This window comes from Streptomyces sp. NPDC034084, from assembly GCF_055575535.1.
The window spans coordinates 723,819-736,824 of the sequence record NZ_JBVISK010000003.1; the positions used below are offsets into that span (position 1 = coordinate 723,819).

16 protein-coding genes and 1 pseudogene are annotated in these 13,006 nt (G+C 69.5%); 12 read left to right on the top strand and 5 right to left on the bottom strand.

All coding sequences use genetic code 11. The annotated features are described in order from the left end of the window. Positions 1 to 8 precede the first annotated feature (8 nt). The 7 genes from ACZ51I_RS14165 to ACZ51I_RS14195 all read left to right on the top strand — a co-directional run bounded on the left by ACZ51I_RS14165 (position 9) and on the right by ACZ51I_RS14195 (position 5,343). Positions 9 to 788 carry an alpha/beta fold hydrolase gene (locus ACZ51I_RS14165; RefSeq protein WP_468875249.1) on the top strand — a complete coding sequence of 260 codons (780 nt, stop codon included), beginning with the start codon at positions 9 to 11 and terminating at the stop codon, positions 786 to 788. Positions 789 to 797: 9 nt separating this feature from the next. Further along, complete coding sequence (locus tag ACZ51I_RS14170) at positions 798 to 1,784, top strand: glutathione S-transferase family protein (RefSeq protein WP_468875252.1); 987 nt, start codon at positions 798 to 800, stop codon at positions 1,782 to 1,784. A 120-nt stretch (positions 1,785 to 1,904) separates the two neighbouring features. Next, positions 1,905 to 2,540 (top strand): flavodoxin family protein, encoded by a 636-nt coding sequence (locus ACZ51I_RS14175; RefSeq protein ID WP_468875255.1) that lies wholly within the window; start codon positions 1,905 to 1,907, stop codon positions 2,538 to 2,540. Between the two features lie 92 nt (positions 2,541 to 2,632). Next, on the top strand, positions 2,633 to 3,526 hold the full coding sequence (locus ACZ51I_RS14180) for an SDR family oxidoreductase (RefSeq protein ID WP_468875258.1): 894 nt from the start codon (positions 2,633 to 2,635) through the stop codon (positions 3,524 to 3,526). A 317-nt stretch (positions 3,527 to 3,843) separates the two neighbouring features. Next, a complete protein-coding gene (locus ACZ51I_RS14185; protein ID WP_468875260.1) occupies positions 3,844 to 4,560 on the top strand; it encodes a GvpL/GvpF family gas vesicle protein in 717 nt (238 codons plus the stop codon). 99 nt (positions 4,561 to 4,659) lie between these two features. Next, complete coding sequence (locus ACZ51I_RS14190) at positions 4,660 to 5,007, top strand: hypothetical protein (protein WP_468875263.1); 348 nt, start codon at positions 4,660 to 4,662, stop codon at positions 5,005 to 5,007. A 174-nt stretch (positions 5,008 to 5,181) separates the two neighbouring features. Further along, on the top strand, positions 5,182 to 5,343 hold the full coding sequence (locus ACZ51I_RS14195; RefSeq protein ID WP_267726685.1) for a DUF5670 family protein: 162 nt from the start codon (positions 5,182 to 5,184) through the stop codon (positions 5,341 to 5,343). Between the two features lie 78 nt (positions 5,344 to 5,421). Here the strand turns inward: ACZ51I_RS14195 and ACZ51I_RS14200 are convergent, their stop codons facing one another. Further along, complete coding sequence (locus tag ACZ51I_RS14200) at positions 5,422 to 5,646, bottom strand: DUF5133 domain-containing protein (protein WP_468875266.1); 225 nt, start codon at positions 5,644 to 5,646, stop codon at positions 5,422 to 5,424. Positions 5,647 to 5,855: 209 nt separating this feature from the next. Between ACZ51I_RS14200 and ACZ51I_RS14205 the strand changes: the two genes are divergently transcribed. The 4 genes from ACZ51I_RS14205 (at position 5,856) to ACZ51I_RS14220 (ending at position 9,970) form a co-directional block, all read left to right on the top strand. Further along, entirely contained in the window at positions 5,856 to 6,335 is a 480-nt protein-coding gene (locus ACZ51I_RS14205; protein ID WP_468875268.1) for an ATP-binding protein, read from the top strand. 165 nt (positions 6,336 to 6,500) lie between these two features. Further along, a complete protein-coding gene (locus tag ACZ51I_RS14210) occupies positions 6,501 to 7,340 on the top strand; it encodes an RNA polymerase sigma factor SigF (RefSeq protein WP_468875645.1) in 840 nt (279 codons plus the stop codon). A gap of 225 nt (positions 7,341 to 7,565) precedes the next feature. Then, positions 7,566 to 8,396, top strand: coding sequence for a DUF1206 domain-containing protein (locus ACZ51I_RS14215; protein WP_468875271.1), 831 nt, complete (start codon positions 7,566 to 7,568; stop codon positions 8,394 to 8,396). Positions 8,397 to 8,500: 104 nt separating this feature from the next. Next, positions 8,501 to 9,970, top strand: a complete 1,470-nt coding sequence (locus ACZ51I_RS14220) for an aminotransferase class I/II-fold pyridoxal phosphate-dependent enzyme (RefSeq protein WP_468875273.1) — start codon at positions 8,501 to 8,503, stop codon at positions 9,968 to 9,970. Between the two features lie 195 nt (positions 9,971 to 10,165). Here ACZ51I_RS14220 and ACZ51I_RS14225 read toward each other — a convergent pair. From ACZ51I_RS14225 to ACZ51I_RS14240, 4 genes and pseudogenes are all read right to left on the bottom strand, one after another. Continuing rightward, positions 10,166 to 10,435 (bottom strand): annotated as a pseudogene (locus tag ACZ51I_RS14225) (GNAT family N-acetyltransferase); the annotation flags it as partial. Positions 10,436 to 10,516: 81 nt separating this feature from the next. Further along, complete coding sequence (locus tag ACZ51I_RS14230; protein WP_467896989.1) at positions 10,517 to 10,678, bottom strand: hypothetical protein; 162 nt, start codon at positions 10,676 to 10,678, stop codon at positions 10,517 to 10,519. Between the two features lie 142 nt (positions 10,679 to 10,820). Further along, positions 10,821 to 11,665, bottom strand: a protein-coding gene (locus ACZ51I_RS14235) for an IS5 family transposase (protein ID WP_468875277.1) whose coding sequence is annotated in 2 segments (ribosomal slippage) — positions 10,821 to 11,321 and positions 11,324 to 11,665 — 843 coding nt in all. Because the reading frame shifts where the segments join, the coding sequence is not laid out codon by codon here. A 37-nt stretch (positions 11,666 to 11,702) separates the two neighbouring features. Beyond that, the gene (locus ACZ51I_RS14240) at positions 11,703 to 12,488 is read right to left on the bottom strand and encodes a DUF4253 domain-containing protein (RefSeq protein ID WP_468875280.1); all 786 of its coding nucleotides are present in this window, start codon (positions 12,486 to 12,488) and stop codon (positions 11,703 to 11,705) included. A gap of 158 nt (positions 12,489 to 12,646) precedes the next feature. Between ACZ51I_RS14240 and ACZ51I_RS14245 the strand changes: the two genes are divergently transcribed. Continuing rightward, positions 12,647 to 13,006, top strand: coding sequence for a hypothetical protein (locus ACZ51I_RS14245; RefSeq protein ID WP_467896988.1), 360 nt, complete (start codon positions 12,647 to 12,649; stop codon positions 13,004 to 13,006).

Sequence of the window (13,006 nt, forward strand, 5' to 3'; positions counted from 1 at the left end):
AGTGGACCGTGCGCGAGGCGCGATTCGACGAGCGGGGCAGCGTCATCCGATGGACCGAGGCGGCCGGCGAGGGGCCCGCCGTGGTGTTCGTGCACGGCCTGGGCGCCGCGTCGACCGTCTACCACGCGCACATCGCCGCCCGACCCGAACTCGCGGGCAGGCACATCCTCTTCGTCGACCTGCCGGGCCACGGCATCAGTGACCGGCCCGTCGATTTCGAGTACCGGCTGGTGGACCACGCGGACGCCCTCGCCGCCGCGCTCGACGCCGCCCGGGTGCGCGGCGGAGTGATCGCCGGCCACAGCATGGGAGGCGCGGTCGCCATCGTCCTCGCCCACCGCAGGCCCGACCTGGTGGGACGGCTCGTCGTCACGGAGGGCAACCTCGACCCGTACCCGGAGCCCACGGCGGGCAGCAGCGGCATCGCGTCGTACACGGAGGAGGAGTTCGTACGGGGAGGAGGCTTCGCCCGCGTCCTGGAACGAGTCGGACCCTCCTGGGCGGCCACCATGCGCCTGACCGACCCGCTCGCCCTGCACCGCTCCGCCACCCACCTGGTACGCGGCACCGAACCCGTGATGCGGGAGATGCTCCTCACCGCGCGCGTGCCGCGCGTCTGTCTCCAGGGCGCACTGAGCGGCGAGCTGCCGGGCGCCGACGCCCTCCGGGCGGCAGGCGTGGACGTCGTGACCGTTCCCGGCGCCGGCCACAACATCATGTTCGACCGCCCCGACGCCTTCGCCCACGCGGTGGCGGCCCGGCGCGTACCGGCGGCCGGGCGCCGTTAGGCTCGGAGTATGGCTGGTGACGGGGAGTTCAAGCGGGAACGGAATTACCTGACGACACGGATCACCGCCGACGGCCGCGACGGCTGGCCCGTGGAGCCCGGGCGCTACCGCCTGGTCATCGCGCGGGCCTGCCCCTGGGCGAACCGGGCGGCGATCGTCCGGCGGCTGATGGGCCTCGAGGACGCGCTCCCGATGGGGATCGCCGGGCCGATCCACGACGAGCGGAGCTGGTCCTTCCATCTGGACCCCGGCGGCAAGGACCCGGTACTGGGCATCGAGCGGCTGCAGGAAGCGTTCTTCAAACGCGATCCCCACTACGAGCGCGGCATCACCGTCCCCGCGCTCGTCGACGTTCCCACCGGCCAGGTGGTGACCAACGACTTCGCCCGGATCACGCTCGACCTCGGCCGGGAGTGGTCGGCCCACCACCGCGACGGCGCGCCCGACCTCTACCCCGACGAGCTGCGCGACGAGATCGACGACGTGGCCGACAAGGTCTACCGGGACGTGAACGACGGCGTCTACAAATGCGGATTCGCGGGAACCCAGGCGGCCTACGACACGGCCTACCAGCGGTTGTGGGCGCGGCTCGACTGGCTCGAGGAGCGGCTCGCGCGCCGACGCTATCTGGTGGGCGACAGCATCACCGAGGCCGACGTCAGGCTCTTCCCGACACTGGCCCGGTTCGACGCCGTCTACCACGGCCACTTCAAGTGCAACCGGCAGAAGCTGACCGAGCTGCCGGCCCTGTGGGCCTATGCGCGGGACCTCTTCCAGACGCCCGGGTTCGGAGACACGATCGAATTCGCGCAGATCAAAGCCCATTACTACGTGGTCCACCACACCATCAACCCGACCGGCGTCGTCCCCAAGGGCCCGGACACCCGCGGCTGGCTCACCCCGCACGCCCGGGAGGAACTCGGCGGCCGGCCGTTCGGCGACGGCACCCCGCCGGGCCCGCCACCGGAGTCGGAGCGGGTGCCCCCGCCCGCTTGATCCGAGGAGTGGGGTGCGTGGCACGGCCCGCCCCCGCACGCCGTGCACCTTTCGTGCGGACCAGTCTGCAAACGGTCGAAAAGATGGGATACGGGTCTGCTGCCGGGGTAGCCGGAGATCATGGAACCCACTGACACCACCGATACCACCCCGCTCCGCGCCGTCGCGCTCGTGTGCACGCTGACGCCCTCTCCCGCGCCGTCCAGCTCCCAGTTGCTCGCGGAACAGACCATGGCCGCGCTCAGCGATCTCGGCGTCACCGGAAAGACGATCCGCATCGTCGACCGTGACGTGCGGCCCGGCGTGCGGATCGACATGGGTGACGGGGACGAGTGGCCCGACATCCGCGACGCCGTCATGGGCGCCGACATCCTCATACTGAGCACGCCCGTCTGGCTCGGCCATCCGTCGAGCGTCGCCCAGCGTGTCCTCGAACGCCTGAACGCCGAGCTTTCCGAGACCGACGACGAGGGGCGCCTGCTCACCTACGGGAAGGTCGCAGCGGTCTGCGTGGTCGGCAACGAGGACGGCGCCCACAAGGTCAGCGCCGACCTGTTCCAGGGGTTGAACGACGTCGGTTTCACCCTCGCTCCGAACGCCGTCACCTACTGGGTGGGTGAGGCCATGCAGGGGACCGACTACCAGGACCTCGACAAGACACCCGAGGCCACCGCCGCCGCGACCAGGACCCTCGCGGCCAACACCGCCCACCTGGCCCGCCGGCTGAAGCCCGCGCCGTACCCCGCGTCGTCCTGACCCCGGCGGCCACGGCCGGGGGAGCCACCCCGTGGCCTGCCCCGACTTCACTCCTTCCCCCACCCTCACGTACGACCGAAACAGGAGGCCAGATGTCCACTCCGGAAGACCCCCGACTTCCCGACCCGGTGTCCCACCACCCCCGTCCTCCCTTCCCGGACCAACAGCAGCAACATCCCGGCACGACCGACGACATGAGCCCGCGCCCCGACCACGGCGAGGACTCCTACCGCGGCCACGACCAGCTCCTGGACCAGGTGGCGGTCGTGACGGGCGGGGACTCGGGGATCGGCAGAGCCGTCTGCCTGGCGTTCGCGCGAGAAGGGGCGGACATCGTCTTCACCCATCTGGCGGAGGAAGCGGACGAGGCCGCCGAGACGGCACGCCTGGTCCGCGACGCGGGGCGTACGGCCCTGCCCGTCGAGTGCGACATCCGCGACGAGCGCCAGTGCGAGGCCCTGATCGAGCGTGCGGTGAGCGAACTGGGCCGCCTCGACATCCTGGTGAACAACGCGGCGTACCAGATGTCGCAGCCGGACGGGATCGAGGCCATCACCACCGAGCAGTTCGACCGGGTGATGAAGACGAACCTGTACGGCATGTTCTGGCTCACCCGCGCGGCCCTGGCCCATATGCCACGCGGTGGTTCCGTCATCAACACCACGTCCGTGCAGGGGTACCAGCCGAGCCCTCACCTGCTCGACTACGCGATGACGAAGTCGGCGATCATCTCGTTCACGCACGGCCTCGCGCAGATGCTGGCCGAGCGGGGCATCCGCGTGAACGGGGTCGCGCCGGGGCCGGTGTGGACGCCCCTGATCCCCGCGACCATGCCGGACACGAGCGACTTCGGCGGTCAGTCGCCCCTGGGGCGTGCGGCCCAGCCGGCGGAGATGGCGCCGGCCTACGTGTTCCTGGCCTCGCCCGGCTCCAGCTACATCACCGGCGAGATCGTCAACGCCACCGGAGGCACCCCGCTGCCCTGAGCGGGTACGCGCGACGGCTCGTCGCGCCCGGTGCCGGCCGTCGGGAGGCCACGGGCCACCCGGCGGCCGGCGTTCTCCTCCGCGTCTCAAGTCCGGCGCGTGACCTCCGGTTTGGGGGGTGGGTCCCCGGTAACACGAGACAGGGACACGGCACACGCCACGGAACCGCCCGACGACGTCACCGGGTCCGGTGCGCGCTCCCCGGCCCCGAGGATCCCCAGGGAGGAGGCGCGCGGATCATCTCCGACGCCCTCCACCAGCCCGAGAGCGGGGGAGCGGGGGACGGAGGGGGCGGGCCCCCGACGGGAGGAGAGGGAATGAGTACGTACGTCTACGGCATCGCCCCTGCTGACCGGAAGCTTCCGGACGACATCGAGGGCGTCGGCGATCCGCCCCGGCCCGTACGCGCCGTACGCAGCGGCGACCTCGTGGCCCTGTGCAGCGACGCGCCGACCGAACTGAAACCCAAGCGGAGCGACCTGCTGGCGCACCAGCACGTCGTGATCGAGGCCGGCAAGGACGGAACGGTCCTGCCCCTGAGGTTCGGCGGGATCTCCCCCGACGACGAGACCGTCGCCGCGATCCTGGACAGGCACTCCGACCGCTACCTGGAGAGGCTGGAGGCGCTCGACGGAAAAGACGAGTTCAACGTCAGGGTGCACCACGACGAAGAGGCCGTGCTGCACCTGGTCCTGTCCGAGCAGCCCGACCTGATGGCCCGGGACGCCGCCCACCGCGCGGCGAGCGGCAGCCACGAGGAGGAGGGCACCTTCGGCGAGCTGGTCGCCCGTGCCCTGTCCGAGCGGGGGCAGGCCGACGCCGCGCTCGTCGAACGCCTGCTCGCCCCGTACGCGGCGGCGGTGGCGCGCGGGCCGGAAGCCGCCGGCCGACTGGCCAACCTGTCGTTCCTGGTGGAACGCGGTCGGCGCGACGAGTTCCAGCAGGCGCTGCGCAGCCTCCACCAGGAGCACGGTCACATCCAGGCCTACGCGGCGGGACCGCTGCCTCCGTACAGCTTCGTCGAGGCGGATTGACCTCCCGTCGCCGTGAATCCATCTCCGGAAAGGCGCCGAACACATAAGCCGAACACATAAAAGGAGTTTGCAACCGCCGGACGTGGCTAGACGAGGGCTATGAGTGCATCGGAGAAGAGCAACGAGACCACGCCCCGCCGGAACACTTCGCGTTCCACCTCGCAGGCGGAGGGCAAGGCCGTCCACGCGGTGGAGGAATCCGGAGAAGCGGTGAGCGGGACGCTGACCGCCCTCCCCGCCCCGGTGGCCGAGAAGACGCTCGCGGCCGCTCAGGCCGTCCGGGGCACGGGCGGATGGCTGTGGACCGCCGTACGAGCCCGCAAGGGCACGGTCGGCAGCACCGCCGCCACCGCCGCAGCCGCCCTCACCGGCGCTTACGTCCTTGGGCGCCGGTCCGGGCAGCGTTCCCGTGGCCCGCTCTCCCGGCTCACCGGCGGCCGCATCTGACCCGCGCCCGGCGCGGCTCCTTATGCACGAGCCTGCCTGACTTCGCTTCATTCGAAAAATATCGATCAGAATTCCCTGCCCCTCCCCGTAAAACCGGGACCACAAGCGGATCATTCATCCGCAGGTCCAGAGGGAGTGAGAGCAGGGCGAGTCACAACCCGGAGGTTGAGAGAAATGGTTCCCCTTCTGCTGGTCCTTCTGCTCGCGCTGATCCTCTTCGGCGCCGGTTTCGCGCTGAAGGCACTCTGGTGGATCGCCGTGATCGTTCTCGTGGTGTGGCTGGTGGGCTTCGTGGCCCGGCCGAAGGGCAGCTCGGGCCGCTGGTACCGCTGGTAGACCGACGTACCCACGCCACCACGGTGACGACGAAGCCGGCGGGCCCCTTCCCAGGGCCCGCCGGCTTCGTGTGCTGATTCAGGCGAGTACCGAGTCGTCCTCGGGGCGCGCGCCGGGCAGCTGGTGGAGGGCGGCGACCAGCGCGGTGTCCACGTCACGTGTGCCGGTGGCGACGCACAGCGTGTACGCGATGTCGTCCAGTCGCTGCCGGACCTCCGTGGTTCCGTTCTCCGCGTGCAGCACCTTCAGCGTCTCGTACTGCTCGATCAGGTTGCTCAAGACCGCGGGGTGGGCCATCAACACAGTGCTTCTCCCCTTCACCGTCAGGGCGCGGACCGCCCAGCTCGCTGCGCCGCTTACCCTCGTTCCCGGTTTGCATGCGGAGGGAGGCTCCTCTTCCGTGTTTTCGTACGTGATCCCGGTACGGAGGGGAATGGAAACCGCAGAGGAGGGAAGGGCGCTGTATGAGGTGCGAGGCGCGGCAGCGAGCCGTGTGAAGGAGGAGCGGGCGGATGACGGACGTGATCACCGCGGAGCCTGCGACCCAGCGGTCCGTGCTCTGCGCGAGTGTCGACTACGACGGCGCGAATGCCGACACGGGCCTGGTCGCGGGTGCCCGCGCGTTCACCGCCGACTTCCTCGCCGCCGCGGGGCGCGAGCCGGCCTTCCGGGAGCGGGCTCCTCGCGGGCGGGTCGCGCGCGAGCCGGTTCCCCGCGAGCGGGTCGAGCTGGCTCGACTGGTGGTCAGTGAGCTGCTCACGAACGCGCTGAGGCACGCACCGGGACCTTGTCGACTCACTCTCGAACTGTTCGAAGATGCGCTGGAGATCTCGGTGATGGACGCCGTGGAACGCTCTCCCGTCCCGCGCGGCCACGACCCGGCTCGGGTAGGCCAGCACGGGGTCGAGATCGTCATCGCCGTCTGCGAGAGCGTGAGCGTCGAACCGCACCCCCTGGGAAAGCGGGTCCGGGCCCGCCTCCCCCTGGCCTGACCGCCGCCCGTCCCTGTCCGTGCCCCAACAGGGATCCGCCCCGCGGAGTGGCGATCTCGAAATTCATGTGCATGCCTTGTGAGAGTCGGGGTAGGCGAGCCCTCCACGGAAGACGGATTGTCGACGAAGGAGGGTCATCGCGTGCCGACTGCAGCGTCGACGGAGATGAAGGCCGGAACGGACAAGACCGTGGGGGGCCTGCCCGTACTCGAAGCTCCCCGCAAGGTCGCACCGAAGGACGCGCGCGAGCTGTCGAAGGTTTTCTTCGACAGGATGGCGGTGCTGGAGGAGGGAACCGCCGAGTACCAGTACGCACGTAACACGCTGATCGAGATGAACATGTCGCTCGTCCGCTACGCGGCCGGCCGCTTCCGGGGCCGCGGCGACGAGATGGAGGACATCGTCCAGGTCGGCATCATCGGCCTGATCAAGGCCATCGACCGGTTCGACATCTCCCGGGAGGTGGAGTTCACCAGCTTCGCCGTCCCCTGCATCGTGGGGGAGATCAAGCGGTTCTTCCGCGACACGTCCTGGTCGGTGCACGTACCGCGCCGGCTGCAGGAGGCCCGCGTCGAGCTGGCCAAGGCGACGGAGGAACTCAGCTCGCGGCTCGGGCGGGACCCGAGTGTGGCCGAGCTGTCGGCCCTGATGAACCTCTCCGAGGACGAGGTGATCGAGGCGCGGATCGCCGCCAACGCCTACAACTCCACCTCGCTCGACGCCCCGATCGGCGGCGACACGGAAGACGGCGGCACCATGCTCGCCGACCTCATCGGAGCGGAAGACCCGGCGCTCGAGCTCTTCGAGAACTTCCATGACCTCGCGCCCCTGTTGGAAGAACTGGGTGAGCGCGACCGCCTGCTGCTCCATCTGCGGTTCGTCGAGGAGCTGACCCAGGCGGAGATCGGCAAGAAGCTCGGCGTCTCCCAGATGCAGGTGTCGCGACTGCTCTCGCGGAATCTGGCACGGCTGCGCGAGCGCATGCTGGCCCCCATGGACGTATGACGCTTCCGGGAGGGACACACCTCCTTCCGGCCCGGGGCGCGGCCCCCGGGGCAGAACCGAACGGCCTCACCGCCCCCTTCCGGTGAGGCCGTTCCGCTTTTCGCCCGCGTCGTGGGGCCTTCCGCCACCTGTCTCCGTGTCAGGTCCGTTCGTTCGAAGCCTCGGAGGATTCGTCCGGGCGAGACGGGGCACCCGAAGGCATCGAGTGGAGGGGAGCGAGTCGACATGACCACAGAGGGATCGTCCATGGCCAAGATGGGCAGAGCGGCCAGAGGGGACGTCATACCTGCGGCAGCTCGGGCGGGGTTCGTCGCGCGCGGAGTGCTGTACCTGCTAGTCGGAGCCCTGGCCGTACGCATCGGTCTGACGGGCACGAAGGAGCAGGCCGACCGGGGCGGGGCCCTCGCGGGCATCGCCGGGTCCCCGTTCGGTGCCGTCCTCCTCTGGGCGCTCGGCATCGGGCTCGCCGGGATGGCGTTGTGGCGGCTGGCGGAGGCCGTCTTCGGCGCCGCCGGGCCGAAGGGCGACCGCGCGGGCAAGCGTGCCCTGTCCGGTGGGCGGTTCGTGTTCTACGCCGTCTCGTCCTTCCTCGTCCTCTCCTTCGCCACGGGGGACCGGGGCAGTGGCGCGGGTTCCACCGACCGGCAGAGCCACGACATCACCGCCCGTCTGCTGGGCCTGCCGGGCGGGCAGTGGTGGGTCGGCGCGGTGGCCGCGGGCATTCTGGGAGCAGGAGTGTGGATCGCCGGCCGGGCGGTACTGCGGAAGTACCGCAAGCATCTGGAGTGGGGACGGATGTCGGCGTCCCAGCGTCGCTTCATGGACGTGACCGGTATCGCGGGCGGTGTCGGGCGCGGGCTCGTCTTCGCCGCGATCGGGTTCTTCGGCCTCAAGGCGTCGATCGCGTTCGACCCGGGCCAGGCCAAGGGCACGGACGACGCGATACGGTCGTTCGCCCAGACCCCGGCCGGCCCATGGCTGCTGATCGCCGTCGCCGTCGGACTCGCGATGTTCGGGCTGTTCTCCTTCGGTCAGGCCAAGTGGCGCGAGGTGTGAGGGGCGGCCGTCGGCGCTCTTGGAGGCATCCGAGTGGGCCCGCGGATATCGCCGTTCGACGCGACGACCGTTTTCACGGGCGTTCACCGGAGAGACGGTGAACCATGGATCAGTCCAAGACCCCCGTACTCGATGCCCTGGCCGACTACCACGAGAGCGGCCAGACCCCGTTCACACCACCGGGCCACAAACAGGGCCGGGGCGCCGACCCCCGGGTCCGCGCGGTGCTGGGCGACGACGTGTTCCGCTCCGACATGCTCGCCACCAGCGGTCTGGACGACCGCAGGTCCTCGCGGCGCGTCATCGAGGAAGCCCAGGCACTCATGGCCGATGCCGTGGGGGCCGACCACGCGTTCTTCTCCACGTGCGGGAGCTCGCTGTCCGTGAAGTCGGCGATGTTGTCCGTCGCCGGACCGCACGAGAAACTGCTGGTCGGACGAGACGTCCACAAGTCCGTCGTGTCAGGCCTCATCCTCTCCGGTATCCGGCCGGTGTGGGTGGAACCCCGGTGGGACGCCGGACTCCACCTCGCCCACGCCCCGGGCGCCGACGCCTTCGAGGCGGCGTTCGCGGAGCACCCCGACGCACGCGGGGCGCTGGTCACCGCCCCGACCCCGTACGGCACCTGCCCGGACCTCTCCGCCATCGCCGAGGTCTGTCACCGGCGAGGCAAGCCCCTCGTCGTCGACGAGGCGTGGGGAGCGCATCTGCCGTTCCACCCCGCCCTCCCGACCTGGGCGATGGACGCGAACGCGGACGTCTGCGTCACGTCCGTCCACAAGATGGGATCCGGCCTGGAGCAGAGTTCCGTGTTCCACCTCCAGGGCGACCTGGTCAAGCCGGAGGTGCTCAGGAGCCGCGAGGACCTGCTCGGAACGACCAGCCCCTCCGTCCTCGTGTACGCGGCCCTGGACGGCTGGCGCCGGCAGATGGTCGAACACGGCAAGGCCCTCTACGACGACGCGCTCACCCTCGCCGCACAGGTACGCGACCGGATCTCCCGGATCGACGGCATACGGGTGAACGGCCGGGACGACTTCTGCGGCCCCGGCCGGGCCACGGACATGGACCCCCTCCAGGTCGTGATCGACCTCAGCGAAATCGAGGTCACCGGCTACCGGGCGGCCGACTGGCTGCGCCGGCACCACCGGGTCAACCTGCACATCGCCGATCACCGCCGCGTCAGCGCCCAGCTCACTCACGCCGACGACACGGGGACGGCCGAGGCCCTGCTGACGGCCCTCACCGATCTGGCCGCCCACGCCCCCGAGCTCCGCTCGGCCCAGCCCGTACCGGTGCCCTCGCCGGCCGGGCTCCGGCTGGAACAGGCGGCGCTGCCCCGGGATGCCTTCTTCGGGCCGACGGAGCAGGTCCCCTGGGAGAAGGCGGAAGGCCGGATCGCCGCCGAGATGCTCACCCCGTACCCGCCGGGCATCCCCGCGGTGCTGCCGGGGGAGCGGCTCGACCGCGAGGTCCTTTGCTACCTCCGGTCCGGAGTCGAGGCGGGGATGGTCGTACCCGACGCCGTCGACACGAAGGTGACGAGCGTCCGGGTGCTCCGAGACGACGTGTGAGCGGCGGACGTGCCGCCGAGTGAGCGGCAGGCGCGAGGGCGGAGGCCGACCGGTCGGCGGACGTACGGATGGGAGTGCGGCCGGCGCGCGGGTGGGAGTGATCCGGCCGCGCCACGCCCCCCTTAGGGCGTGTATCGAAAACACGGACAGGCCGGGCGGGGTGATGTCCCGGTCCGGCCCGTCCGCTCTCTGCTGAAGGTCGAGCTGATACTGGTGTGTCGTGTGCGTGGGTGTGTAGCCAAGACCGTCGTTGACCCGTCGTATGTGCGCGTTGCTGTCGGCGGTGTCGGTCAGGAGGTCACCGAGGTCCGGATAGTCCCTGTGGGCCTGCCGGATCGACTCGGCCTTCATCCGTCGGCCGAGGCCGTGACCTCGGTGCTCGGGCAGCACCCCCGTGCCGTAGTACTGGCCGTCACCTGTGCCGTTGCCGGGGATGACGAGTTCGGTGAAGGCGGCGATCGAGCCGCAGAGTTGAGCTCGGCCGCCTCTTGACTGACCCCTGACCTGATGGCGAAACGCCGCGGCTTGCCGGGGTGTTTCCTCAGTTCAGCGCAAGCCGTCTGTGTCGTCGTACTCTTCGCCGACTGGCAGTGGCGGACGGTCCTCCCCCGGGTCATCGCTGTAGACGACCGCGGAGACCGCGCTGTCGTAGGCATCGTCGAGGCCGTTACCGCTTGCGCCGAGTATGTTCTCCCAGTCAATTCCCATACCTACGAGCCTACCCGTGGTGTTCGAGGAACCGAGCGATGTGGGCGTTGAGCTCGTCCGCCTGGGTCAAGATCGCAGCTTCTTCTCCTGGAAGGTGAGCGGCGCGGCCAGCCTCGTCATCGGGCTAGGACCTTCGTTTGGATCATCGGGCAGACCAGAGGAAGATGCCCGCGATGTGGAGTCCGGCCAGGTAGATGGTCGCGGTCTTCTCGTAGCGGGTCGCGAGCCCCCGCCACTGCTTCAGGCGGTTGATGCAGCGTTCGACCGTGTTCCGCTGCTTGTATGCCTCGCGGTCGAACGTGGGTGGCCTGCCGCCACGACTTCCACGACGAAGCCGGTGGCCCCGTTGATCGGCTGGCACTGGGATCACCGCGCGGATCCCGCGCTTGCGGAGGTGGTCGCGGATCGCCCGCGAAGAGTACGCCTCGTCGGCCAGGACCAGGTCTGGCCTGGTGCGGGGCCGTCCTCGTCGACGCGGAACGCGCAGGCGGGCCATCACGTGCGGGAAGGCGGGCGCGTCGCCGGCTTGTCCGGCCGTGAGGTAGGAGGCCAGAGGCCGACAGTGGGCATCGGACGCGAGATGGATCTTCGTGGTCAGTCCGCCGCGGGACCGACCGATGGCATGGTCGTCGAGCTCGCCAGCATGGGCCCCTTTTTGCGGGCCCCGGCCGCGTGCTGGTGAGCGCGCACGATGGTGGAGTCGACCGAGACGGCCCAGTGGAGGTCTTCTTCGGCGTCGGCCTGCGCGATGAGCGTGGTCAAGACCCGCTCCCACGTGCCGTCGATGGCCCACATCCGTAGCCGGTTGTAGACGCCTCGCCAGTTGCCGTACTTCGCCGGCAGGTGGACCCACTGCGAGCCGGTCTGGAACTTCCAGGCGATCGCGTCGATCACTTCGCGATGGTCTCTCCACCGGCCCCCGCGTTTCGGTGTCCGGTCCGGGAGCAACGGCTCGATCCTCGCCCACTGGGCATCAGTCAACGGCACACCCGAACCAACGACGCAGGCAGCACAGCCGTCATGCCTAGTCCCACCAGAAAGACCAGCAAGTCCGTCCCATGAGGTCCATCGCGTACTCGGGGAACGGTGTGGGCGGATCATCGACGATGTTGTTCGCGGTCGAGAGCACGTGCTCCAAGGCGAGCAGGTTCGCGTGCTCTGCTTCAGTGGGTGGCCTGGCGACCGACACGTGCAGCTCGCTGCCGAACACCGCCACGATTCGGGCGCCGAAGCGGTCTTCCCAGCTCCGCAGGAGTGCACACAGCAGAGGCAACGGTGCTTTCGCGGACCAGCCGATCGACGCCAGAGCGTCGCTGCTGCGATGGGCAGGGACGAGTACGAGGCGGCACTCGTCCAGCCCGAACTGTCCCGTCTTGCTGAGCCAGGTCAGCAGGCTTGCCGCCGCCGCCTCGGGCGTCGGGCCTGCGGGCGCAGCCGGCACCTGCGGTGCCAGGCCCGGCCACTGTTCGAAGGGCGGCCCGGGGTCGTGTGGCCATGGCTCGACTCCTTCCGGCGCCGGGGCCGGTGTCGGGTCCATCCAGAAGGGCAGTCTCCTGCGCCGGTACTCGGCGAAGTCCGTGGCCAGCACTTCCTCCAGGCGGACGGCATCGACGTGGTCCAGGCCGAGCTGCCTTCCCATAGCGTCGGGCCGGCACAAGAGCGGAACCAGGCCGCAGGCTTTCTGCTCGCTCAGCAGGCGAGGCCACAGCTGATCGACATCTTGAGGAAATTCGTCAGAGACCCATACGCGTGCAGGACCGGAAGACAGGAAGCCGCCGGGAGGCAGACCATCGGGCAGGGCAAACAACATGGTCGCACCGTAGACCGTAGTGCTGACAGCGCAGCTACCCGCAGGGCCCATGGATGCCTCCGCCACCAGTGATCCAAACGAGAGGCCCTGGGTGTTCTGCCTCGGGAGGTTGTGGACGGCTGGGCAGTTGAGTCCTATGGGTCGGTACCGTCGCGTGCATGCTAAAGCCAGTGCTGCGTGTAGTTGAAGCGGGCGGTCGTACCGTGGACGATCCGACCGAGGAGGTTCTGCACGACCTGCTGTCTGAGATGAACCTGTCGCACCGGTTTGTGATCCTGGAAAGAGTCGATCTGGAGCCTGTGGATCAGCATTACATTCAGGTGTACCTGAACGACGACCTCAGCTACCAGGTCGAGTACCGCGAAGGCAGTGCAGACAAGCACTACCAGGCCCACGTTCCAAGGCTCCATGAAGTGTTCGGCCCAGAAGAGTCGACCGCCAAGGTGATGATGGACTGGGCTCACGATCGACAGGGCTGGCGGGAGGCGTTGCCGTGGACCCCGATGCCTTTTCAGTGA

Coding starts and splice junctions, on each gene's coding strand:
- ACZ51I_RS14170 (WP_468875252.1), top strand. CDS start 798: ATGGCTGGTGACGGGGAGTTCAAGCGGGAACGGAATTACCTGACGACA.
- ACZ51I_RS14175 (WP_468875255.1), top strand. CDS start 1,905: ATGGAACCCACTGACACCACCGATACCACCCCGCTCCGCGCCGTCGCG.
- ACZ51I_RS14180 (WP_468875258.1), top strand. CDS start 2,633: ATGTCCACTCCGGAAGACCCCCGACTTCCCGACCCGGTGTCCCACCAC.
- ACZ51I_RS14185 (WP_468875260.1), top strand. CDS start 3,844: ATGAGTACGTACGTCTACGGCATCGCCCCTGCTGACCGGAAGCTTCCG.
- ACZ51I_RS14190 (WP_468875263.1), top strand. CDS start 4,660: ATGAGTGCATCGGAGAAGAGCAACGAGACCACGCCCCGCCGGAACACT.
- ACZ51I_RS14195 (WP_267726685.1), top strand. CDS start 5,182: ATGGTTCCCCTTCTGCTGGTCCTTCTGCTCGCGCTGATCCTCTTCGGC.
- ACZ51I_RS14205 (WP_468875268.1), top strand. CDS start 5,856: ATGACGGACGTGATCACCGCGGAGCCTGCGACCCAGCGGTCCGTGCTC.
- ACZ51I_RS14210 (WP_468875645.1), top strand. CDS start 6,501: ATGAAGGCCGGAACGGACAAGACCGTGGGGGGCCTGCCCGTACTCGAA.
- ACZ51I_RS14215 (WP_468875271.1), top strand. CDS start 7,566: ATGACCACAGAGGGATCGTCCATGGCCAAGATGGGCAGAGCGGCCAGA.
- ACZ51I_RS14220 (WP_468875273.1), top strand. CDS start 8,501: ATGGATCAGTCCAAGACCCCCGTACTCGATGCCCTGGCCGACTACCAC.
- ACZ51I_RS14230 (WP_467896989.1), bottom strand. CDS start 10,678: ATGGGAATTGACTGGGAGAACATACTCGGCGCAAGCGGTAACGGCCTC.
- ACZ51I_RS14240 (WP_468875280.1), bottom strand. CDS start 12,488: ATGTTGTTTGCCCTGCCCGATGGTCTGCCTCCCGGCGGCTTCCTGTCT.
- ACZ51I_RS14245 (WP_467896988.1), top strand. CDS start 12,647: ATGCTAAAGCCAGTGCTGCGTGTAGTTGAAGCGGGCGGTCGTACCGTG.